We start from the raw sequence: 21,332 nt of genomic DNA on the forward strand, positions 1-21,332 counted from the left end.
ACACCCTGTAGAATAATGTGAAGGACGTGGCGAAATGCTCCGCAGCGTCGCAGGCCTACGCCGCGTTCCTTCGCATTACCGCTTCCTCGCGATAAGCCATCTTATGCGCAGCTCGCCATAAGACGGCGAAGGCGCTGGCGTAGGCATCGTAGATACGCCGCTGCTCGTCGGTCAGAGCGTGCTCGATCAGCTCATATTCGACGCCATCGTAGGAGAGCGAGCGGGCGGTATAGAGGCCCAGCGCACGCAGATCGCGGGCGAGCACTTCCATGGCCGCGACACCGCCGTCCTCGATCGCCTCGACAAATTCGGCGCGGGTGGCGAAGGGGAAATCCTCACCGCCCCACAGGCCGAGCCGCTGGGCATAGGCGAGATTGTGGACGGTGGTCGCGCCGGTAGCCGACACATAGACGACGCGCGCGTTGGCCAGGGCATGCTGGAGCCGAAGGCCCGCACGTCCCTGCTGCGAGGCGGCAACGTCGCCGCGTTCTCCCTTGCCGCCTGCGGCATTGGCCATGGCGTGGCTCTCGTCGAAAATGATCACTCCATCGAAATCGGAGCCCAACCATTCGACGATCTGCCGGACGCGGGAAACCTTCTCACCACGGTCGTCGGACCGTAGCGTGGCATAGGTTGCAAACAGGACGCCTTCCGACAGCGTGATCGGCCGCCCTTGCGCGAAGCGCGACAGCGGCGTGACCAGCAGGCGCTCCATGCCGAGCGCCGACCAATCGCGCTGCGCGTCCTCGATCAGCTTGTCGGATTTGGAGATCCAGACCGCCTTGCGGCGACCGCGCAGCCAGTTGTCGAGGATGATGCCGGCAGATTGACGGCCTTTGCCGGCCCCGGTGCCGTCGCCGAGCATGAAGCCGCGCCGGAAGCGCACGGCGTTTTCGGCTTCGGGCTTGGCTGCCTGCACGAGATCGCAGGTTGCATCGACGGTCCAGGAGCCGGCGAGAAAGTCCGAATGGGCTTCGCCGGCATAAATGACGGTTTCGAGTTGGGCGTCCGACAGGAGATCGGTGATGTTCGCGGGCAGCATCGGCCGATAGGCGGGCTTGGGCGGTGCAACGCTCGCCATGGCCGCCGACTGCACGAGCTTGGTGGGGTGCGCCTGAGAACTGGCAATACGGATCGACTGCAATCCGTATTCTTCATAGATCGCGTCCGTGAGATGGGCGCCTTCCGGCGGCGTCCAGTCCATCGTGTCGTAGGCGAGTTCAACGCCCTGCGGGTCCATGGTGGAGCGTGCGGCCGGACGCTCCGTGGCGGTGCGCGCGAGATAACCCCGCACGGTGCGGGGTACCGAACCCGACACGGGCGGCGCGATGTCGGGCAGTGCGACCGGCAGGCGCGGTGGAATCTGCGCTTCGATCCATGCGAGCAGCGTAGCGACGTCGGGCGCAAGGCCGGCGGAACCAGGGAACGCTGCCGGGTCTTCGGCCGGCAGCTTGTCGATGACGGTGAGCCGCGTTTCGATGCTCGTGCCATGCTTGGCATAGACCGAGCCGTGGATCGCCGCGGTGAAGACGACGCGGCCACGCTCCTGAAGCCGGACGAAGGTGTCGCGCCAGGTCGGTTGCTCGGGGCCGAAGTTTGCGCCGGTGATCGTCACCAGACGCCCGCCATCGGCAAGCCGCGCCAGGGCCGAAGCAACATGACGCGCAGCGGCGTCGGCGACCCGGCCGGAGACGTGCGCCATCACCGAGAAGGGCGGGTTCATCACGATTACGGAAGGGACGGCGCACGCCGGAAGGTGGTCGTCGATCTGGGCGGCTTCGCATCGCGTGACGGCAAGGGCTGGAAAGAGCTGGCCAAGTAGATCGGCGCGGGTTTCCGCCAGTTCGTTGAGGAGCAGCGAGCCGCCGCTGATCTCGGCGAGGATGGCGAGAAGACCCGTGCCTGCCGACGGCTCCAGCACAATGTCGTGCGGTGTGATCGCGGCGGCCGCGATAACGGCGAGGCCGAGCGGGACCGGCGTCGAGAATTGCTGAAGCGCCTGGGCTTCCTCGGAGCGACGGGTGTGCGTCGGCAGAAGGCCGGTGATTTTCGACAGGGCAGAAAGCCGTGCAGCCGGAGTGCCGGCTTTACGGAAAAGCGCACGTCCGTATTTGCGCAGGAACAGGACGGTCGCGCCTTCACAGGCTTCGTAGGCCGTCTTCCAGTCCCAGGCCCCGCTCGTGTCGGAAGCCTCGAAGGCCGTTTGCATGGCGATGCGGAGATTGGCGTTGTCGATCCGCTGGCCGCGTTCGAGCAGGGTGAGAAGCTGATGGGCGGCGGCGATGATGGCGGACGCGCGGGCAACGGGCGCAGCCGGACCGGCTACGGGCGACATGATGTTCATGGATCGGAACCTCGGGAGAGCGGGAACGGCAGGCCCGGACGGCGCTCTCTCTCGACCGCACGGACTCAAACCCGTCCCGGCGGCCCTCTCACTCCCGAACACGTCGCTGCCGACATGAAAAAAGCGCCTCGGCCGAGCGGCAGAGGCGCTTTGAGGGGGTCAGGCCCAGTGTCCATCGGCGATCTCGCGGGCGACGAGCCTGCGCGCCTTGCGGATCAGGTCATCGCCGCTGGTGTCGATGTGCCCGAAGAACCGGGCGCGCGCGCCGTTCGCGGTCCAATCGGCATAGGCGCAATATTCGCGAGCCTTGGCCCGGAAGACCCGCATGTCGCTGGCCCAATGGGGCTTGGGCTCCACGACAACCGTGATCCCGTCTCTGGTTTCCAGCCAGGGGAGAGACCGCTCGGCGGGCGGTCGCTCACGATCGGCGGCGAAAATGGCGTCGATGTCCATCATGGCGCTTCTCCGGGCGCGCCCGGATGCATGAAGCCGCCAGGATCGCCTGGGTCGGGCGGCAGGTAGGCGTCATAGGGATTGCCGTCGGCGAGGTGGCCGAAGGGCGTGAAGACGAAATCACCATCGTCTCGTCCCACCGCGCAGATGACGTAACGCGGAGCGCCGGTCACGGCATCGAGGCATTCCATGAGCGCAAGGTTGCCGTCACCGGCAGCGCGCAGCAGCGTCTGAAAATTGCTCCGGGCATGGGACGGAATGCTCATAGCGGGCCTCCCTCGTCGGAGAGGGTCTGGTCGAGCCAGCCATCGGTGTAGATCCAGTCCAGAGTCTCCCCGGTGGCGAGATCGAGGACATGCGCACCGCCGCCGAAGCCGTCGAGCCGGGGCTTCGAGCAGGTGTTGGCATATTGGAAACCCCAGCGGCCGGTCAGACCGAACTCTGCGGCGCAGCGCTTCACGAACTGGATCAGGTGCTCGGGATCGCCAGTGACGTCGTCACGCATCCAGAGCTGCGTGCCGCCATGCTCGGGCTGGATCGAGAGAAGAAAGCCCTCGGAAGGCGGTTCTTCCGATGCGCCGGCCTCGGAGAGGCGGTTGTAGAGGTCGAGCGCGCGGGCGGCGTTCTCGGGCGTGCCGACATCGAGCAGGCACGAGAAATGGGTGAAATAGTCGGCCATGACAGGCTCCTGAAAAGGGAATGCCCGGCCCGCACGGCACAGCCACGCAGGCTGTCGACCGTGGGACCGGGCGGTGTGGAGGATCGGGGTGAGATGCGCGGGACGAACGGCGCCGCCCCGCGCGATCCGCGCTATTCGGCGGCGACGGCGTGCTGGACTTCGTCCTCGTCGGTGTCTTCGTCCTCGCCGTCCTCGGTGAGGAAGTCCGGCAAGGCGGTGTCTCCGCCGGTATTGGCCTGATCGTCGGGACCAGGCTGATCGCCATCGAAGGACGTCAGGCGCAGCGGTTCGGGCAGCCAGCCGCTGTCGCTCAGCAGGCGTTCGGCTTCCTTGGCCATGTCGCCCTTCTTCATGTGATCGATGAGCTGCGCGGCCCGCTCGCCGGCGCCTTCGCGCACGGCCTCGAGAATGCGGGGCTTGGTCACGCGGCCGAGATAGTTGCTGACCGTGGGCTTCCAGCCTGCGGCCACCATGTCCATGCCGGTCGCCCGCGCGAGCCGGTCGGCCTGAGCCAGACGCACGTCGAGACCGTGCTGGCTGACGCCCGAGCCGGAATAGGGGTTCGGACGCTCGAACAGCGCATTGACGCCGTAGCTGACGCAGAGCGCCAGAAGCTCCAGGCGCGTGCCGTCATCGAGATCGGTCAGCCAGGCCCAGAGGGCCTGATCCTCCGCGGGGATGTGGTCCCCCCAGCGTTCGTGGCGATCGTTGACCGCCTGCGCCGATGGGCTGTCCTTCAATTCCTCGGACTGGGCCGAGAAGAAGATGTGGCGGACATTGGCCTCGAGGCAGCCGGCCGGGTTGGTGTGGATGAAGGTGTCGCTCAGAAGCTTGTGCAGCAACATGGTCATGGCGACGTGCGGATGTTCTGCCAGCGCGTTGCGCAGAGCCAGGGTGCGATGGGCGGTCAGCTCGATCACGAGACGCTCGGGCAACGGCTTGATGCCGTCTTCCTCATCCTCCTCGGGCTCGGCGGGCTTGCCGCCGATGGTGATGACCGCGCGCTGGACGGCCGGCGTATCGGGCTGATCGCTCCCGGACGCCTCGCCATCGGGCTCGGCCTGGGGCTCATCCTCGGCGCGGACATAACCGCGGTCGATCGACAGCGAGCCGTCGATGTCGAGGCTGACGAAGGCGCCGGCGATTGCGATGTCGGCTTGATCGTAGCTGACCGAACGGTTCTCGAAGGCCTCCAGGGCCTGCTCGATTTCGCCGAGACGTTGATCGATCGCGTCGGGCAGCTCGTCGGCCTCGGAATATTCCGCTTCGATCCGGTCATATTCCTCGCGCAGCGCTTCGCGGGTCGCACGCTCCTCGTCGGTCAGATCGATCGTGGTGCCGGAAAGCTCACGCAAGCCGTGGTCGTGGCCGTAGGGGAAGCTCACCGCGACCTCGATCCACTTCCAGCCTTCCTCGGCGATCTGATCGGCGGTGGCTTTCAGCTTCTCTGCCACCATACGGTCGAGCAGGACGGGGTCTTGCAGCCAACCGCCGTCGTCGGATTGGAAGAGATCGCGCAGCACGATCCCGCCTGCGGCCTCGTAGGCATCGACACCGACGAAAATGGCCCGTTTGTCCGAGGCGCGTACCGCGGTCTCGGTCAGCATCCGCCGGATCTGATAGGGCTCCTTCTGCCAGCTTTCCTTGATTGCGTCCCAAGCCTGCTCCTGACGGGCATGGTCGGGGCTGACGGTGAAGGCCATGAGCTGTTCGAGCGTCATGCCGTCATCGGCATAGATGTCGAGCAGGGTCGGCGAGACGGAGGTGAGGCGCAGGCGTTGCTTCACCACGGTGACGTTGACGAAGAAGGCGGCGGCGATGGCCTCCTCGGTCATGCCCTTGTCGCGCATGGCCTGAAAGGCGCGGAACTGGTCGAGCGGATGGAGTGGTGCGCGTTCCATGTTCTCGACCAACGATACTTCGTCGACGAGGATGTCGCTGTTGGCGTCGCCGATGACGCAGGGCACCGTCGCCGTCTTGGCCAAACGCTTCTGCTTCACGAGCAGTTCGAGTGCGCGATAGCGGCGACCGCCGGCGGGCACTTCGAACATTCCGGTCTCCGCGCCATCGGCGTCGAGGACGGGACGGACATGGAGGCTCTGGATGAGGCCGCGCCGGGCGATGGACTCGGCCATTTCCTCGATCGAGACGCCGGCCTTGACGCGGCGGACGTTGGACTGGCTCAGCACCAACTTGTTGAAGGGGATGTCGCGCGCCGACGACAGGGTGATCTTCTGGATGGCACTCGCCATGTTCGTTACTCCGCAACGGGCGGCCGGGAGACTCTCTCTCGACCTCCAACCCGTCACGAAGCGAAGCGCCGCCCTCTCACTCTAAGAAGGGCAGCGCCGCAGATGCGAAAAGACGTGAAGCCGGAGACCTGCTTTCCCGCCTTTCCGGTATTCATATTCGATCACGCCGCCTGCCGTTCGTCGCCGGCCATGGTGTCGTCCGGGCCGAGATCGGCGTCGGGCAGGAAGCCGAGCAGCCAATCGGCCGCCTTGCTCGCCTGGGAGGCGGCGCGGACGATGGCGCGATTGTCCTCGCGCAGCACCTCCAGCCAGGCACCGATATAGTCGGCATGGCGGACGGTGGGCACGATGCCGAGAGACGCGCAGCAGAAGGCCGCGTTGATCTCGGCCACCAGCTCCTCGAAGGCGTATTTCTTCGTGCCGAAGCCGCCGGTCAGGTCGCGACCGAGCCGGGAGGCATGGCCGCTGGCGTGCCCGAGTTCGTGCAGGGCCGTGCGGTGCCAGTTGATCGGCTCGAAATAGGCCTGCGGCGGCGGCACCTGCACATAGTCGTGCGCCGGCACATAGAAGGCGCGATCGCCGCCGATGCGGAAATCGATGCCCGTCGCTTCGATCAGAGCCTCGACGCGCGGCTCGATGAGGCCAGGCGGCGGCGGTGGAGCGATGGCGGCGATGTTGTCCGGCAGGCCGTCGCATTGCGCGGCGCTGAAGACGGTGAAGCGCTTGAGGAAGGGAATCGCGGCGGCGTCCTCGCCGGTCTCGTGGGCTCGGCTCTTCTCGTCCTCCGGCGTGAAGCGGTCGGCATAGACGACGGTCGTGCCGTGCTCGCCCTTGCGGACATTGCCGCCCAGCGACAGCGCCTGGCGGAAGGTGAGCCAACTCTGGCCGGGGAAGCCGTGCTGGATCACCGCCCCCCAGAGGATGAGCACGTTGATGCCGGAATAGTGCCGTCCGGTCGCAGCGTTTCGGGGCATGGCGAGCGGCGCCTTGGCCGCGGCCGATCCCCATGGCTGGACCCAGGGCGCGCGGCCCGCCTCAAGCTCAGCGATGATCTTGTCGGTGATGTCGTCATAGAGGCTCGCCCGGCCTGAACTGGCGCGGGCGCCGTGGTTTTTCCTGAACATCGCGGTTCTCCGCGACGGGCGCCGGAGACCTCTTCTCCGGCCCTCAACCCGTCACGGGAAACCCCGTCCGCACTCTCACTCTATGGGGGGCGTTGCGGGGCAGGCTGTGCAGAAACTCTGCAACGCCTCCGCCAACAAATCGGCCCGAAGGGCCGAGCGGATCAGGCAGTCCCGATCATTTTCCGGTGCCCGAAGGCGTTCACGGCATGGAGAACGTTGAATGCTAGGATCGACAGGGCCGCTTCCGCTTTCACCGCTCTCAGTCCGCGCGTCAGGAATCTGCCGCCACCTGACATTCGTTTGATTGTGCCGAAGGGGTGCTCGACGGTGCAGCGCCTGATCCTCATTAGATCTGGTTCAGCATATATGCGGGCTTCCATTCGATCGAGGGCGGCCTGATCGAACAGGCGATGGATCGTGCGCTGGGCGCCGGGGGTGCATTGCGATTTTATGGCGCACGCCTTGCACGCGCTCGTTCGGTAGCGGATCGCTCGATTGCGTGTGTGCTTGCCCGATGGTCGGAGCGTTGCGCCGGCAGGGCAACGGATCGTGTCGCTCACGTCGTCATAGATGAACTGAGTGGGACGGAAATGTTCGCTGTTCATGGCGCCGCGCTTGATCGGCGCTGACACCATGATCGCGTCGCGCTCGCATCGGGCAACTTCCTCAGCATTTGAATAGCCGCCATCTGTCAGAACATGGAGTTTCTTGGCATCGAGCACTCCCTTGGCGCCCGTCGACATTGGATGAAGGAGGTGGCTGTCGTTTGCGTCATTGAAAACATCGTGATGGATGATGAGGCCGCTTTCCACATCGACAACGCTCTGAAGATTGTAGGAAGGCATTTTCGGAGCGCGGCCGTAGCCCATCGGTCTGGCTTCCGGCTCGCCGAAGACCAGAACCTTCTCCTCGCGCTTTTCGAGTTCGAGCTGGCGCTTGGCTAAGCGTTCCCGACGCTGCCGGAGCGCGGCAATGGCGCCCCCGAATGCTTCGCGGTGGGCCGGCTTGTCGCCGAACCCTTGCTCTACCTGCTCATCAATAGTGTCCAGTCGATCCAGATAGTAGCTGATCTCGCGCTCGGTATGCGCAAGGTCACGCGCCAGTCTCTCTGCGCCTGCAATATTTTTCGGGCTGGCAACGGCTCGCATCTTCGTGCCGTCCAGGGCGACCGTCTGACCGCCTATCAAGCCGTGGCTCCGGCAAAACTGGACGAACGCGGCGCTCGAGGCGACGATCGCCTCGGGATTGTCGTGCCGGAAGGCGGCGATCGTCCGGTAGTCCGGGGTGAGCCGCCGCAACAACCAGAGCGCCTCGAGGTCGCGATGGCAGGCGCGCTCTAGCAGGCGGGACGAGCGCACCTGATTGAGATAGCCCCATATGTAGAGGCGGAGCATGTCGGCCGGATGATAACCAGGTCTGCCGGTAGCGGCGCTGATCGCGCGGTCGAACCCGAGGTCGACCAGATCGAGGTTGGCGACGAAGGCATCGACCACGCGGACCAAAGCGTCCGGCGCTACGTAGTCATCAACGCAAGGTGGCAGGAGAGCAGCCTGCCCACGATCCATGCCTTCAATGAAGCCCATGCGCACCTCCCGCCCTCGCAACATCTCGAAGTTTAGCGGACAGCCGGATGGCCGACAGGCAATTCAGATCAGGCGTTCAGGAGTCGAGTCGAGCGGTTCCGGCATCGGGTGGTTATCGGTCACCTGAAGTTTCTGGGCAGAGCGCCTCGATAGTCGGGCATTTGGCTGCCGCGCCTCCATCACTGGCTTCGATCACGGCTGTCAGTCAGGGGCATCGAGAACACGAACTGCGTTATGGCGTCGGACGATATTACCTCCATCGTTCCGCCATGCGCCTTGGCGATCTCATTGACGATGAACAGGCCGAGCCCCAGTCCTTGTTGGCTCCGGCGCACCGCCCCGCGAAAAAATGGCTGAAACAACTGTGCGCGGGCGGCGGGCGGAATCGGCGCCCCGCCGTTCGAGACGCATAGGATAAAATTGCCGCCCTCTGTGCGGGCCGACACTTCGATCGCGATTTCGGGGGCGCCATGAGTGACGGCATTGGCAATGAGGTTGGACGCGAGTTGCGCGATACGCGCCCGATCGCAATCGACATTCTCTTCGATGGCCAGAGACGTGATGATGCGCCGTTCCGGCGACGCCACGCGGATCTCGTTTACAACCTGCTCGATGACGGGGCCCAGCGGTTCTTGCGCGTTGCGCGTAAGGCTGATCCCATTTCCCAGACGGCCGCGCGCGAAGTCGAGGACGTTATCGATCAACTGAGCGGCACGACCCACGCTTTTCGCCATCTCGGTGATGAGAAAGCGGCCCCGGTCGCTCAATGTCTCCCTGTCGCCGATCATGCGCACCCCGGCATCCAGCGCCGCGAGCGGATTGCGCAGATCATGCCCGAGCACTGCGATGAACTGCTCGCGCAATACCGCGTCATCGTGCTCGGCACTGGCAGCCGCTTCGGCTTTTGTTCGAGCATCGACGAGCGTCCGCTCAAAGGCTCGCCGCTCGACAGCTTTGAACAAAGTGACACGCGTCAGGACATGCGTACCATCGTTGGCGCGCTTTTCGGTGGCGTTCGCGATAACTGGCAGCTTCCCGCCATCGGACCTCAGCAGGTCGAGCGCGATTTCATCGACCTTGCCTTGCAGTCGAAGCATCGGCGCGAGATGCGTTTCGTAGGCAATGCGCCCGCCGAAGCTTAGCAACGCGTGAATCGATTGGCCCACGAGCGCCGTGGCGTCAGATGCGAGCCAACCGGCAAGCGTGGCGTTGATCCGCAGCACGCGGCCATCGGGCGACAGCGAGAGATAGCCGCACGGGAGATTCTCGACCAGATCGGCGAGATCGTCGTCAGCAACCGGGCTAGACAAAAGCGCGGATCGCCGCCGTTACCTGCTCCGGGGCGCTCAGATTGGGACAGTGGCCGGTCGCATCGAGCAGCGTATATCTGCTGCCTGGAACCTGTGCGTGAACATATTCACCGACGCATGGCGGCGCGATGATATCCTCGCGACATTGCAGCACGAGCGTGCGCGCTGTGATCTTCGGCAAGTCGGCACGGTTGTCTGAGAAGAAAGTCGCGCGTGCGAATTGCCGCGCAATTTCAGGATCGGTCGCACAAAAGCTTTGTTCAAGCGCCGCGCCGAGTTCGGGCTGATCGGGATTGCCCATGATCACCGGCGCCATGGCCGCCGACCAACCCAAGTGATTGTCGGCGAGGAACTCGAGCAATTCCTCGACCTGGGCGTGGCTGAAGCCGCCGACATAGTCATCATCGTCGACATAGCGTGGAGATGGGCCAACCATGATCAAGTCAGAGAACATCCCCGGTGCCTTAACGCTGGCGAGGCCGCCGATCATGGCGCTGACTGAGTGCCCGACGAACACGGCATCACTGAGGTCAAGCGCACGGCCTATCTCGACGACATCGTCAGCATAGCCATCCAGGCTCGCATATTTCGCGGCATCGTACGCACCGAGGTCGGATTGTCCGGCACCGACATGATCGAAGAGCACGACGCGAAAATCAGCCTCGAACGCCCGGGCAACAGCGGTCCACATATGCTGGTCGCAGCCGAACCCGTGCGCGAACATCATCGCGCGGTTCCCCTGCCCAGAGATTTGGACATTGTTTCGACCTAGTACCATCAGCACCACGCTATCATAGGTGTGGCCACCCCTCCAGCATCTCGACGCGACAATACCGCGATCGGCTTTTTCGAACACCAATCGGGAGCTATCCGGCGACTGCGATAGGTGCGCGAACGGCATAGCTGACTCCGAAGCGGGCGCGGGCGACTCGTCGTGAAAGTTAGTTTTTGCACAGCCTGGGGGATCTCCCCGCAGAAGGGGTCGGGCGAGACCCGAGGCTCGACCGCAGGGGAAGGCTTTCCCCCTTGTCCCAGCTTTCCGTCCCGGACCTGTTTCCTTGAAAACTGTCAGAAAACTGCGTATGTTCCTGACAGGAGAAAGACGATGACACGGCTGACCGAACAGATTCTGTCGCATATGGCGGGTTTGCCCGAGGGCGCTTCTGTGTCCGCCAAGGGGCTGCTCCATCTCGGCAATCGCGCCGCGGTGGACCAGGCCTTGTCGCGTCTGGCCGAGCGCGAACAACTCATCCGGGCTGGGCGCGGTGTCTATCTCCGCCCCGTCGCCAGTCGATTTGGGACGCGCGCGCCGTCGGTGGAACAGGCTGTGGAAGCCCTTGCCAGCCAGCGTGGCGAGACCATCGTCTCGAACGGTGCGGCGGCCGCAAACGCCCTTGGCCTGACAACGCAGGTGCCGGTTCGCTCGGTCTATCTGACCTCCGGGCGCAGCCGGAAGATGAATCTCGGCAAGCAGGTCGTGGAATTGCGCCATGCCCCGCGCTGGCAACTGGCTATGGCCAACCGGCCGGCGGGAGAGGCCGTCCGGGCCTTGGCCTGGCTCGGCCCGGAGAAAGCCGAAACTGCGCTCAGGACATTGAAGCGAAAGCTGCCGCCTGGCGCCTTTGGCGAATTGGTGGCGGCCGCGCCGCAGCTTCCGACATGGTTGGCGCAGAGTGTCGGGAAGGCGGCCTATGGCTGAAACCTTCCTGCTCCTCTCGGCTCAGGATCGCCGCGACGCCCTTGGCGTCGCGGCTGATCGTTCGGGGCGGCCCGCGCATCTGCTCGAAAAGGACGTCTGGGTGGTGTGGCGTTGAGCACGCTCTACGCGGCGCCGCTTGGTGAGCATCTGGTGTTCAAGGGCGGCACATCGCTGTCGAAAGCCTATCAGGTCATCCATCGGTTTTCCGAAGATGTGGATCTGACCTACGACATCCGGGCCATCGCGCCTGACCTGGTCGGGGACAATGGCGAGGGCCTGCCGAAAACACGAAGCGAGGAAAAGCGCTGGTCCAGCGAGGTTCGTCGCCGGCTGCCGGAATGGGTTGGCTCTGTAGTGCAGCCGGTGATCGCCGACGCCCTGGCAACGGAAGGTCTGGCGGCGACGATCCGCGTCGAAGGTGATCGGCTGTTTATCGACTACGAACCGACCTCAACCGGATCGGGCTATGTCGCCCCCAGCGTGATGCTGGAGTTCGGCGCGCGGTCGACGGGCGAGCCGGCCAATCTGCGCGACGTGGTCTGCGATGCCTCAGGCCTTCATCGATGGCCTGTTAATCCCGACAGCGCCAGTCCATTCTAACGTGGGTAAGCGGAAAATCTGCGCAGCATCGCCGATGCGGTGGCTGTGCCGCTGCGGATCGAGATAATGAGACGCAGCAGTTCGTCCCAATGGGCGTCAACATGCCCGATTGCGACCGGATCGCCGCTCATGCGGCCAGCAGCAGCCGCGCTTCCTGGCCCGGCAGCAGATGCAGACGCCGGTCCCTCGGGCCGCGCAGGCGCGTCGCGAAGCGGTAGCCGAAGAATGGCATGAGGCCGAACACATGATCGGATGCGCCGACGGTATCTCTTCGCCCGCGGTGAGCCGATGCCGCTTCGTGAGATGGCGTCGGTGGAAATGCGCAAGAGGAACCTCAGCCTTCAGGGGCGCTTACGGAAGTCAACCGGCGTCGCGCGGCCGACAGACGTCCATCACGCTGGCGACGGCATGGCTGTCGCTGCCGTCTTGCCCTTGAAGTCGGTGATGACCTCGCCGATCAGCGCCCGTAGCCAGCGGTGTGCGGGATCGTGCCGGTAGCGGACGTGCCAGGCCATTTCCACGGGAAAGCTGCCGAGGTCGACCGGGGCGGGCAGGATCTTCAGCCGGGGGTCGTGCATCAGCCGCCTGCAGATGAGCGAGGGCAGGGTGGCGCAGTAGTCGGTCACCGCCACCATCTCGGCTACCGCGAAGAAATTGGTCACGGAAATCGCGACGTCGCGCTTAAGCTGCTGCTGCGCCAGCGCCTGGAACAGCCCGGCGCGCATCCGGCCAGGCGGCACGATGTTGACGTGCTTCATCGTCTCAAACTGCTCGCGCGTCATGGCATCGCCGATGGCCGGATGGTCGGCGCGGACGGCGCAGGCGAGCCCTTCGTCCATCAGGTGCTGGACGACGAGGTTGTCGGGCGGATCGACGATGCGGCCCAGCACGAGCGCCGTCGTGCCCGACACGACGCCTGTTTCCACAAGATCGTTGCCGTAGGGCGTCAGGCGGAGCTTTATGCCGGGCGCGACCTTCTCCAGGCGCGCCAGTACAGCGGGGACGAGGACGAACTCGACATAGCCGTTCGGCGCGATCGTGAAGAGCCGTTCGGCGTGTGCGGGGTCGAAGGCCTGCTGACCGAGGACCGCGTCGTCGAGCTGCGCGAGTGCCTCGGCGATCAGCGGTGAGAGTTCAAGCGCGATCGGGGTCGGCTGGATGCCATAGCGCTCGCGGACGAACAGCTGGTCCTGAAGCATCTGTCGTAGACGCGACAGGGCGTTAGACAGGGCGGGCTGCGTCATACCCATGCGCTCGGCAGCCCGGGTGACGCTGCGCTCCTCCATCAACGCCACGAAGATCGGCAGCAGGTTCAGATCGTAGCGCATGCAGTCATCCTGTCAGACGTATATCTGAAATCAGAAAGATAAACTTCTAGAATATGTCAACGAGGCCCACTTACCCGTCCATTGGCGACGGACACCGCGCACATGGAGGTTCAGATGAGCAAGGGTCAGGTTCTCGTTCTTGGGTCGAACGCGACACAACTCGGTCTGCGTGGCGGCGGTACCGCGACGGTCGGTCAGTATCTCAACGAGACGGCGGTCCCCGCGCTGGCTCTGCTCGACGCCGGCTATGATATTGTTCTCGCCACGCCCAATGGTGCCAAGCCGCACATCGACGCCGCCTCCGTTTCGGTTGATCATTTTGGCGGCGATGAGACGGCATTCCAGCGCGCCAAATACTTTTTTGCCAGCCACCCGGCGATGAACGACGTGCGTACGCTGAAATCGGTCGTCGACGAGGGTCTGGACGGCTTTGCTGGCGTGTTCGTGCCGGGAGGTCACGCGCCCATCGTCGACCTGATGGTGGACCGCGATGCGGGCACGATCCTCCGTCACTTCCACGCGGCGGCCAAGCCGACCGCGCTCCTCTGCCACGGACCGGTGGTCGTTGTCGCCGCGCTCGAGGATGCTTCGGCCTTCCGCAAGGCGCTGGAGGAAGGCGATGACGCCTGGGCGGCCGACCTGGCGCGAGACTGGATCTACGCGGGCTACCGCATGACCGTCTTTTCGGCGAGCGAGGAGAAGATCGCTGAGGAGCAAGTGCTGAAGGGCGAGCTCTACTTTGACATGGAAAAGGCGCTGCGGTCGGCCGGTGGCAACGTATCGGTCACCGACAAGAACTTTGCTTCGAATGTCGTCGTGGACCGTGAGCTGATAACGGGTCAGAATCCGGCGTCGGACCGGGCCATGGCCGACGCGTTGATCGAAGCCCTCGACCGCGCAGCTGCGTGAGCACCAGGATGACCGGCGGGGCGCTAAGGGTGCGCCCTCCCACGGATATGACCAAGACAAGGACCGGTGCCATGACCGCCAACGTGAAGATCGTCGCCGTCCTCACCGCCCGTGCGGATACCGTCGACCGCCTGCGCGCTCTGCTCCACGCTATGCTAACGCCGAGCCGTGCCGAACCGGGCAATCTGCGCTACGATCTCTGGCAGGACCAGAACGATCCGAACCGTTTCGTCCTCGACGAGCTGTACGCGGACGCGGATGCGGTCGCCGCCCACCGCGCGACGCCCCACTTCCAGAACTACCTCTCTCGGATCGGCGATCTGGCCGAGCGCACCGCGCTTGTCCTCAACCCTGTCTCGGCAACCTGAGGATGGTGCGAATGGGCAAGCCTGAAGAATGGGCGGGTTGGGCACGGCTTGTACAGGCGTTCGACACAGATGCGTTGCGGATGATCAGCCTGTTGGCACTTGCGCTTCGCGTGGGTCTCTAGGGCCTCATTCATCCACGCGGCTACCGCTCGGGCGGAGCCGCGATCCGGCGAAAAATCAACATCTGAAATGAAGGAAACACAGCCATGACCAAAGGTATCGAAGGCAAGGTCGTCCTCATCACCGGCGGCAGCACCGGTATCGGCGCGGAAACCGCTCGGCTTCTCGCTGAACGCGGCGCGAAGGTGGCCATCGCCGCGCGGCGCAAGGACAGGCTCGACGAGGTCGTCGCGGACATCGCCGCAAACGGCGGCACGGCACGTAGCTACGCGCTCGACGTCACCGACAAGTCGGCGGTCCAGTCCGTCGTCGCCGCAATCATTGCCGACTTCGGCCGCCTCGACGTGCTGATCAACAACGCCGGGCTGATGCCGATCCGTCCGATGGCCGAGGTCAACACCGAAGAGTGGGACCAGATGATCGACGTCAATCTGAAGGGTACGCTCTACGGCATCGCGGCGGCCCTTCCCGGCTTTCTCGAGCAGGGCAGCGGCCACATCATCAACCTGAGCTCGGTTGCGGGCATCAAGGTCTTCGCACCAGGTGGCACGGTCTACTCCGGCACCAAGTTCGCCGTCAGCGCAATCAGCGAGGGCTTGCGCCACGAGGTGGGGGAAAAGGTCCGTGTCACGTCGATCGAGCCTGGAGCTGTCGAAAGCGATTTGAAGTTCACGACGTCTGGCACGGCAGCCGAGACGGTGCTCGACTTCTACAAGCAGGCCATCCCGGCGGCATCGGTGGCGCGTGCTATCGCGTTCGCTGTCGAACAACCTGATGACGTCGACGTCAACGCGATCGTCATCCGGCCGACCGCACAGCAGTTCTGATTTCGACGAGGAGGCGGGGCCGCGTGTGCTCCGCCTCATGGGAACGTACCGGCCCGCTCGTCCGTTACTCTGCCGAATGATATCTGTCCGTTTAACTTGAGGAGTCGATAATGCCCAAACTCGCGCTGTACGTGCCACTGAAGGCCAAACCCGGTAAAGAGAGCGATGTCGCCAATTTCCTGACCTCGGCATTGCCGCTCGTTCAAGCCGAGCCGGGCACTCTGACCTGGTATGCGATCGAGGAAGGTCCCGGTGCGTACGCGATCTTCGATACGTTCGACACAGAGGAGGATCGGCAGGCCCATCTTGACGGCAAGGTTGCCGCCGCGCTGATGGAGAAGGCGGAAGAACTGTTCTCGGAACCGCCGCAGATTCACAAGTTCACCCTGCTGGCCGCGAAATAGCGGAGTGGTCGGCACCCCAAGCTGCCGTACGACTGCACGGTTAGGGTCGCCTGCCCTCGGGAATGGACGGCCCGGCCGGCTCTGGAACTAAATAGAAGAATACGACAGGCCATCCGCGATAGTGGATGGCCTTGTCTTTTGCGCTTATCCGGCCTTTTGATGCTGCTGCTGATAAGTCGGCGTTGATGTGTTGCGTTATCATGGCGCCGTTGGTTTCGCAGGAACTTCTTTAGGTCATCAATCTGCCGCTTTTTAGATCGTCCTGGCCCTGGCAATCGAAAAGCCGCCGTAAATCGATCCGAGAACTGCCGAACGGGAAGGAACCGTTCAGGCGTCAGGCGGTTTAGGAGACAGACATTGGTTGGAAAGATGCCATGCTATGCGCCTTTGCGCTGGTTCGGATCATCAGCAAGCTCTCGATTTGATGACGCCCAGAGCAGAGCTACAAAAGGAGAAGATCCGTGAAAGCTGTCGTGTACAACGGGCCCAAAGACGTTTCCGTCGATACCATCGATGATCCCAAGATCGAAAAGCCGACCGATGTTATCATCCGGCTGACGACGACCAACATCTGCGGGTCGGACCTTCACATGTACGAGGGCCGCACCAGCTTCGAGAAGGGCAGGGTCTTTGGCCACGAAAACCTTGGCGAAGTCATCGAAGTCGGCGCTGCCGTAGATCGGATTAACAAGGGCGATCGCGTCTGCATGCCGTTCAACGTCGGTTGCGGGTTCTGCGAAAATTGCGAACGCGGTCTGACGGGTTTTTGCCTCACGACCAATCCTGGGACCGCCGGCGCAGCGTATGGCTTTGCCGAGATGGGTCCGTGGCAAGGCGGTCAGGCCGAGATGATGCGCGTACCTTATGCCGACTTCAATTGCCTGAAGCTGCCCGAGGACGCTGAGGAGAAGGAGGATGACTATGTCATGCTCTCCGACATCTTCCCGACGGGTTGGCATGGCGTCGAGTTGTCAGGTTTCTTGCCTGGTGAGAGTATCGCGATCTACGGGGCTGGTCCGGTCGGTTTGATGGCCGCGCACTCGGCCGAAATCCGCGGTGCCGCTCAGATCTTCGTGGTCGATTCCCACGATGACCGTCTGAAGCTGGCCGAAGCGATGGGCGCGATCCCGATCGACATGCGCAAGGGCGATCCCGCCCAGCAGATCCTTGACGCGACCGGCGGCCTTGGAACCGACCGGGGGGTCGAGGCGGTAGGTTACCAGTGTTGCGATCGCCACGGCAAGGAGCGCAGTAATTACACGATGAACTGCCTCGTCAAAAGCACGAAGGCCACCGGCGGCATCGGCGTCGTCGGCGTGTTTATCCCGGAAGATCCGAATGCGACCGACGATCTCCAGAAGGAAGGCAAGATGGCGTTCGACTTCGGCAACTTCTGGTTCAAGGGGCAGAAGATCGGCACCGGCCAGTGTAATGTAAAGCACTACAACCGGCGGCTGATGAAGCTTATCGAGCAAGGCCGGGCCAATCCTGGTCAAATCATCTCGCACCGACTGCCGCTCGATCAGGCACCAGACGCTTACAAGCATTTCGATGCGCGCGATAATGGTTGGACAAAGGTCGTGCTCAAACCGGGTGCCTGACCTTAGTCTTCTACGGAATAGGGATAAATTATGACATTAGAGGGCAAATCAGTTGCCGTTCTGATCGCGCCCCGCGGGACGGAAGAGCCAGAATTCTCGAAGCCCAAGCAAGCTATCGAGGAGGCTGGCGGCAAAGTGACCGTGGTCAGTTTTGAAGCGGGCGTGGCTCGCACAGTCAATAGCGATCTCGACGAGGGCGGCAGCTATACTATCGACAAGACGTTTTCCGAGGTGAAAGCCGACGATTTCGACGGACTTGTTGTGCCCGGAGGAACTGTCGGTGCCGACAAGCTGCGCGGCAGCGGCGAGGCAATTGGTTTCATCCGGGCTTTCTTCGATCAGAAAAAACCGGTTGCGGCTATATGCCATGCACCCTGGACATTGATTGAGGCGGGCGTGCTTAAGGGTCGCACCCTGACGTCCTACCCAACGCTGAAGGTCGATGTCGAGAACGCCGGCGGTACATGGATCAATGAAGAAGTCGTGGTCGACAACGGCCTTGTCACAAGCCGCGACCCTAATGATTTACCCGCCTTCTGCGCCACACTCGTGGACGAAATCGCGGAAGGTGTGGGCGCTGGGCTCGCAGCCGGGAATTAAGACGGGGCGGTTTCGACGAACCATGTGAGGGCCCGCTCCCTGGAGAAGTTCCGCACAAAACAGGCGTAGCGGATGGCCGGCGATTGGCTGTCCGCTACGCCGCATATCAGACTAACACGGCGCACCTGACGGGCACTCGAACCCTAAACCGCGTCAACCGCGTTGACACATCTTCGGCTCCCGCTTCCAGATTCGACCCATTCCAGCGTCCGGTTGACATACACCTGATCGAACGCCCGTTCGGTCAGGTTTACGACCTACAGCGCCGCTTTGAGATAGGGGGCGGTGAGACTGCCTTCTGCTTCCGCAACGACGCCAGGGACGCCGCTGGCAACGATACGGCCGCCATCTTCCCCAGCCCCCGGTCCCAGATCGATGACCCAGTCCACCTGCGTGATGGCGCGCATGTCATGTTCGACGACGACGACGGTATTGCCAGCGTCGACGAGGCCCTGCAGGTGTTGCATCAGCCGGTCGGCATCGGAGGGGTGAAGCCCCGAAGTGGGCTCGTCGAGGATGTAGATCGTGTTGCCGCGCTGGGCGCGTTGCAGTTCAGTCGCCAGCTTGATGCGCTGCGCCTCCCCGCCAGACAGCTCGGTCGCAGGCTGTCCGAGCCTCAGATAGCCAAGACCGATCTCCCGCAACACGTCGAGGGAGCGCATCACAGATGCCTCGCCAGCGAAGAAATCGCACGCATCGTCGACCGTCAGTTCGAGCACCTGGGCGATATTGCGCCCTTTCCATTCGACTTCGAGCGTTTGCGGGTTGTAGCGAGAGCCATGACAGGTCGAGCACGGCGCAAAAACGCTCGGCAGGAACAGCAGTTCCACCATGACGTATCCCTCGCCCTCGCACACAGGGCAGCGGCCTTGCGCGACGTTGAACGAGAACCTTCCCGGGCTATAGTGCCGCCGGCGGGCGAGCGGCGTATCAGCGAAGATCCTTCGCACATGATCGAACATGCCGCTGTAGGTGGATAGGTTCGAGCGCGGCGTGCGGCCGATCGGTTTCTGATCGACCCGCACCAGCCTGCGAACATGCTCCATGCCTGCGATAATGCGTCCTTCAATATCGTTCTGAGCAACTTCGAGCAGCGGATCGATATCCTCGTCCTCGGCCACGGGGGAGCCGCCGAGGTGTTCCGTGACGAGCTCGGGCAGCGCCTGACTGACAAGACTGGATTTGCCCGATCCCGAAACGCCGGTGACAGCGGTGAAGCAGCCGATGGGAAACTCAACGTCGAGACCTTGAAGATTGTTACGCCTGATCCCTTCCAGGCGTAGCCATGCCTTGGGATCGCGCGGTGTGCGCTCACTGCGGAGCGGCTCTGCGAACAGGTAGCGGCGGGTGATCGAAGTCTCGACGTGGGCAAGCCCCTCTATCGGCCCGCTGTAGAGGACTTCACCGCCCTTTTCCCCGGCTCCTGGCCCGACATCGACGAGCCATTCGGCGTGGCGGATCACGTCGAGATCATGTTCGACGACGAACAGGGAGTTGCCCGCCGCCTTGAGACGCTCGAGGATAGTGAGCAAGGCTTCGCCATCTGCCGGGTGTAACCCTGCCGAAGGCTCGTCAAGCACATAGACCACGCCGAAAAGCTGTGACGACAATTGGGTGGCAAGCCGCAAGCGCTGCAACTCTCCGGAGGAGAGCGTCGGCGTGCTGCGGTCGAGCGAAATGTAACCAAGGCCAAGATCGATCAGCGGCTCGAGCCGCTCGATCAATTCGCAGGCAAGGCGTTGGGCGGCGATCCGCTTCTCGTCGGAGAGATTGGGCGTGCGGCGCACGTCGGGCGCGCTCTTGTGCGCAGAGCCGCCCGCGGCAACCCGTTGTTCGACCGCTGCTTCGCGGGCCGCTTTTTCCAGAACATGGCCCTTTGAGGTGTCGGAGACTGCCCCATATTCGCCATGCGCGACGGGCATCAGCAAGTCCTTCAGCTTGAGCACCGTCAGGTCGCCGAACTCGGCAATATCGAGCCCGGCGAATTTGACCGACAGGGCTTCGCGCTTCAGGCGCTTGCCGTTGCAGGTCGGGCAATTGCGGCCGATGATATATTGCGAGACGCGCTTCTTCATCAGCGCGCTTTTAGTGTTGGCAAAGGTTTCCAGCACATAGCGGCGCGCGCCGGTGAAGGTGCCCTGGTAGCTCGGCTCCATGCGGCGCTTGAGCGCCGTCCGGGTCTGTTCGGGCGTCAGGCCCGCATAGACCGGCACCGTCGGCGCCTCGTCAGTGAAGAGGATCCAGTCGCGATCCTTTTTCGGCAAGTCGCGCCACGGCGTATCGACGTCATAGCCGAGCGAAACGAGGATATCGCGCAGGTTCTGGCCATGCCAGGCGGTCGGCCAGGCGGCGATCGCCCGATCGCGAATGGTGAGGCTGTCGTCGGGAACCATCGTCTCTTCGGTCGCGTCATATACGCGGCCGATGCCGTGGCAGGTCGCGCACGCCCCCGCGACCGTGTTGGGGGAGAAATCCTCCGCATAGAGCATGGGCTGATGGCGCGGATATTCGCCGACGCGCGAATAGAGCATTCGCACCAGGCTGGAGAGCGTCGTCACGCTGCCGACCGAGGATCGCGCGTTGGCCGAGCCACGCTGCTGCTGCAACGCGACCGCAGGCGGCAACCCGTCGATCGCGTCGACCTCCGGCACGCCGGCCTGGTCGATCAGGCGACGGGCATAGGGCGCAACCGATTCCAGATAACGCCGCTGGGCTTCGGCATAAAGGGTGCCGAACGCGAGTGATGACTTGCCCGAGCCCGATATGCCGGTGAACACCACGAAGGCGTCGCGCGGTAAATCGACGTCAATATTTTTGAGGTTATTCTGGCGCGCGCCGCGAACCTGCACGCAAGCGGGCGGCCCCGCATGCCCATGATCGGCGGTCGGCGTCGTCGCGTGTATATCCTTGTCCTTCAATTCAGTCTTCCTGCCATATCCGCCCATGCGGCCCTTGGTTCATTACGGTCGGGGTAACAGATGAATGCATTTCCGACTCAATGCATCTGACGTGACCCCCGTTTCTCATCCAGCGATAACGAGAGTCCTTTGGTGATCTGAACTGGTGTTGGTGGGGTTGGCAATAGGCCGGTCTGAGCAGCCATCAACCAGCGCAGCAGACCGGCCGCTGTG

Annotated in this window: 19 protein-coding genes and 2 pseudogenes; 9 read left to right on the plus strand and 12 right to left on the minus strand. The window is 63.5% G+C overall.

Annotation, left to right across the window (positions count from 1 at the left end):
- Positions 1–118: 118 nt before the first annotated feature.
- From GR702_RS20825 to GR702_RS20865, 9 genes and pseudogenes are all read right to left on the minus strand, one after another.
- Positions 119–2,344, minus strand: a pseudogene (locus GR702_RS20825) (strawberry notch-like NTP hydrolase domain-containing protein); the annotation flags it as partial.
- A 159-nt stretch (positions 2,345–2,503) separates the two neighbouring features.
- Positions 2,504–2,800, minus strand: coding sequence for a hypothetical protein (locus GR702_RS20830; RefSeq protein WP_047820984.1), 297 nt, complete (start codon positions 2,798–2,800; stop codon positions 2,504–2,506).
- Complete coding sequence (locus tag GR702_RS20835) at positions 2,797–3,063, minus strand: DUF6117 family protein (RefSeq protein ID WP_160987478.1); 267 nt, start codon at positions 3,061–3,063, stop codon at positions 2,797–2,799. Before GR702_RS20835 ends, GR702_RS20830 begins: the two co-directional genes overlap by 4 nt.
- Positions 3,060–3,476, minus strand: a complete 417-nt coding sequence (locus tag GR702_RS20840; protein WP_047820982.1) for a hypothetical protein — start codon at positions 3,474–3,476, stop codon at positions 3,060–3,062. The genes GR702_RS20835 and GR702_RS20840 overlap by 4 nt, the downstream gene beginning before the upstream one ends.
- Positions 3,477–3,607: 131 nt before the next feature.
- A complete protein-coding gene (locus GR702_RS20845) occupies positions 3,608–5,728 on the minus strand; it encodes a ParB/RepB/Spo0J family partition protein (protein WP_160987479.1) in 2,121 nt (706 codons plus the stop codon).
- A gap of 161 nt (positions 5,729–5,889) precedes the next feature.
- Positions 5,890–6,852 carry an ArdC family protein gene (locus GR702_RS20850; protein WP_160987480.1) on the minus strand — a complete coding sequence of 321 codons (963 nt, stop codon included), beginning with the start codon at positions 6,850–6,852 and terminating at the stop codon, positions 5,890–5,892.
- A gap of 161 nt (positions 6,853–7,013) precedes the next feature.
- Positions 7,014–8,435: an IS1182 family transposase gene (locus GR702_RS20855; RefSeq protein WP_160987481.1), complete on the minus strand. Its 1,422-nt coding sequence runs from the start codon at positions 8,433–8,435 to the stop codon at positions 7,014–7,016.
- A 179-nt stretch (positions 8,436–8,614) separates the two neighbouring features.
- Positions 8,615–9,658, minus strand: coding sequence for a PAS domain-containing sensor histidine kinase (locus GR702_RS20860; protein ID WP_474100222.1), 1,044 nt, complete (start codon positions 9,656–9,658; stop codon positions 8,615–8,617).
- A gap of 79 nt (positions 9,659–9,737) precedes the next feature.
- Entirely contained in the window at positions 9,738–10,472 is a 735-nt protein-coding gene (locus GR702_RS20865; protein WP_202408412.1) for an alpha/beta fold hydrolase, read from the minus strand.
- A gap of 378 nt (positions 10,473–10,850) precedes the next feature.
- On the opposite strand from GR702_RS20865, the gene GR702_RS20870 reads away from it, so the two are divergent.
- Genes GR702_RS20870 through GR702_RS20875 form a run of 3 tightly spaced genes read left to right on the plus strand, consistent with a single transcriptional unit; the run spans position 10,851 to position 12,044 of the window.
- Positions 10,851–11,444 (plus strand): DUF6088 family protein, encoded by a 594-nt coding sequence (locus GR702_RS20870; RefSeq protein WP_160987482.1) that lies wholly within the window; start codon positions 10,851–10,853, stop codon positions 11,442–11,444.
- Positions 11,437–11,559: a hypothetical protein gene (locus tag GR702_RS22615; RefSeq protein WP_260181971.1), complete on the plus strand. Its 123-nt coding sequence runs from the start codon at positions 11,437–11,439 to the stop codon at positions 11,557–11,559. Before GR702_RS20870 ends, GR702_RS22615 begins: the two co-directional genes overlap by 8 nt.
- Positions 11,556–12,044 (plus strand): nucleotidyl transferase AbiEii/AbiGii toxin family protein, encoded by a 489-nt coding sequence (locus tag GR702_RS20875; protein ID WP_237449853.1) that lies wholly within the window; start codon positions 11,556–11,558, stop codon positions 12,042–12,044. The genes GR702_RS22615 and GR702_RS20875 overlap by 4 nt, the downstream gene beginning before the upstream one ends.
- Here GR702_RS20875 and GR702_RS20880 read toward each other — a convergent pair.
- Together GR702_RS20880 and GR702_RS20885 are read right to left on the minus strand one after the other, a co-directional pair.
- Positions 12,044–12,312: pseudogene (locus tag GR702_RS20880) on the minus strand (Tn3 family transposase); the annotation flags it as partial. The gene GR702_RS20875 and the pseudogene GR702_RS20880 sit on opposite strands and share 1 nt — an antisense overlap.
- Before the next feature lie 124 nt (positions 12,313–12,436).
- Positions 12,437–13,372 carry a LysR family transcriptional regulator gene (locus tag GR702_RS20885; RefSeq protein WP_047820978.1) on the minus strand — a complete coding sequence of 312 codons (936 nt, stop codon included), beginning with the start codon at positions 13,370–13,372 and terminating at the stop codon, positions 12,437–12,439.
- 114 nt (positions 13,373–13,486) lie between these two features.
- On the opposite strand from GR702_RS20885, the gene GR702_RS20890 reads away from it, so the two are divergent.
- The 6 genes from GR702_RS20890 (at position 13,487) to GR702_RS20915 (ending at position 18,201) form a co-directional block, all read left to right on the plus strand.
- Positions 13,487–14,281, plus strand: a complete 795-nt coding sequence (locus GR702_RS20890; RefSeq protein WP_047823883.1) for a type 1 glutamine amidotransferase domain-containing protein — start codon at positions 13,487–13,489, stop codon at positions 14,279–14,281.
- Between the two features lie 71 nt (positions 14,282–14,352).
- Positions 14,353–14,649: a putative quinol monooxygenase gene (locus GR702_RS20895; protein ID WP_047820977.1), complete on the plus strand. Its 297-nt coding sequence runs from the start codon at positions 14,353–14,355 to the stop codon at positions 14,647–14,649.
- 206 nt (positions 14,650–14,855) lie between these two features.
- On the plus strand, positions 14,856–15,596 hold the full coding sequence (locus GR702_RS20900; protein WP_160987483.1) for an SDR family oxidoreductase: 741 nt from the start codon (positions 14,856–14,858) through the stop codon (positions 15,594–15,596).
- Positions 15,597–15,706: 110 nt separating this feature from the next.
- Positions 15,707–16,000, plus strand: a complete 294-nt coding sequence (locus GR702_RS20905; RefSeq protein ID WP_062106251.1) for a putative quinol monooxygenase — start codon at positions 15,707–15,709, stop codon at positions 15,998–16,000.
- A 461-nt stretch (positions 16,001–16,461) separates the two neighbouring features.
- A complete protein-coding gene (locus GR702_RS22725; RefSeq protein ID WP_047820974.1) occupies positions 16,462–17,601 on the plus strand; it encodes a glutathione-independent formaldehyde dehydrogenase in 1,140 nt (379 codons plus the stop codon).
- A gap of 30 nt (positions 17,602–17,631) precedes the next feature.
- Positions 17,632–18,201, plus strand: a complete 570-nt coding sequence (locus tag GR702_RS20915; RefSeq protein WP_047820973.1) for a type 1 glutamine amidotransferase domain-containing protein — start codon at positions 17,632–17,634, stop codon at positions 18,199–18,201.
- 257 nt (positions 18,202–18,458) lie between these two features.
- Here GR702_RS20915 and GR702_RS22620 read toward each other — a convergent pair whose 3' ends face one another.
- Positions 18,459–21,119: an excinuclease ABC subunit UvrA gene (locus tag GR702_RS22620; protein WP_202408413.1), complete on the minus strand. Its 2,661-nt coding sequence runs from the start codon at positions 21,117–21,119 to the stop codon at positions 18,459–18,461.
- Positions 21,120–21,332: the final 213 nt, after the last annotated feature.

The organism is Novosphingobium silvae (assembly GCF_009856825.1).
GTDB classification, from domain to species: Bacteria; Pseudomonadota; Alphaproteobacteria; order Sphingomonadales; family Sphingomonadaceae; genus Novosphingobium; species Novosphingobium silvae.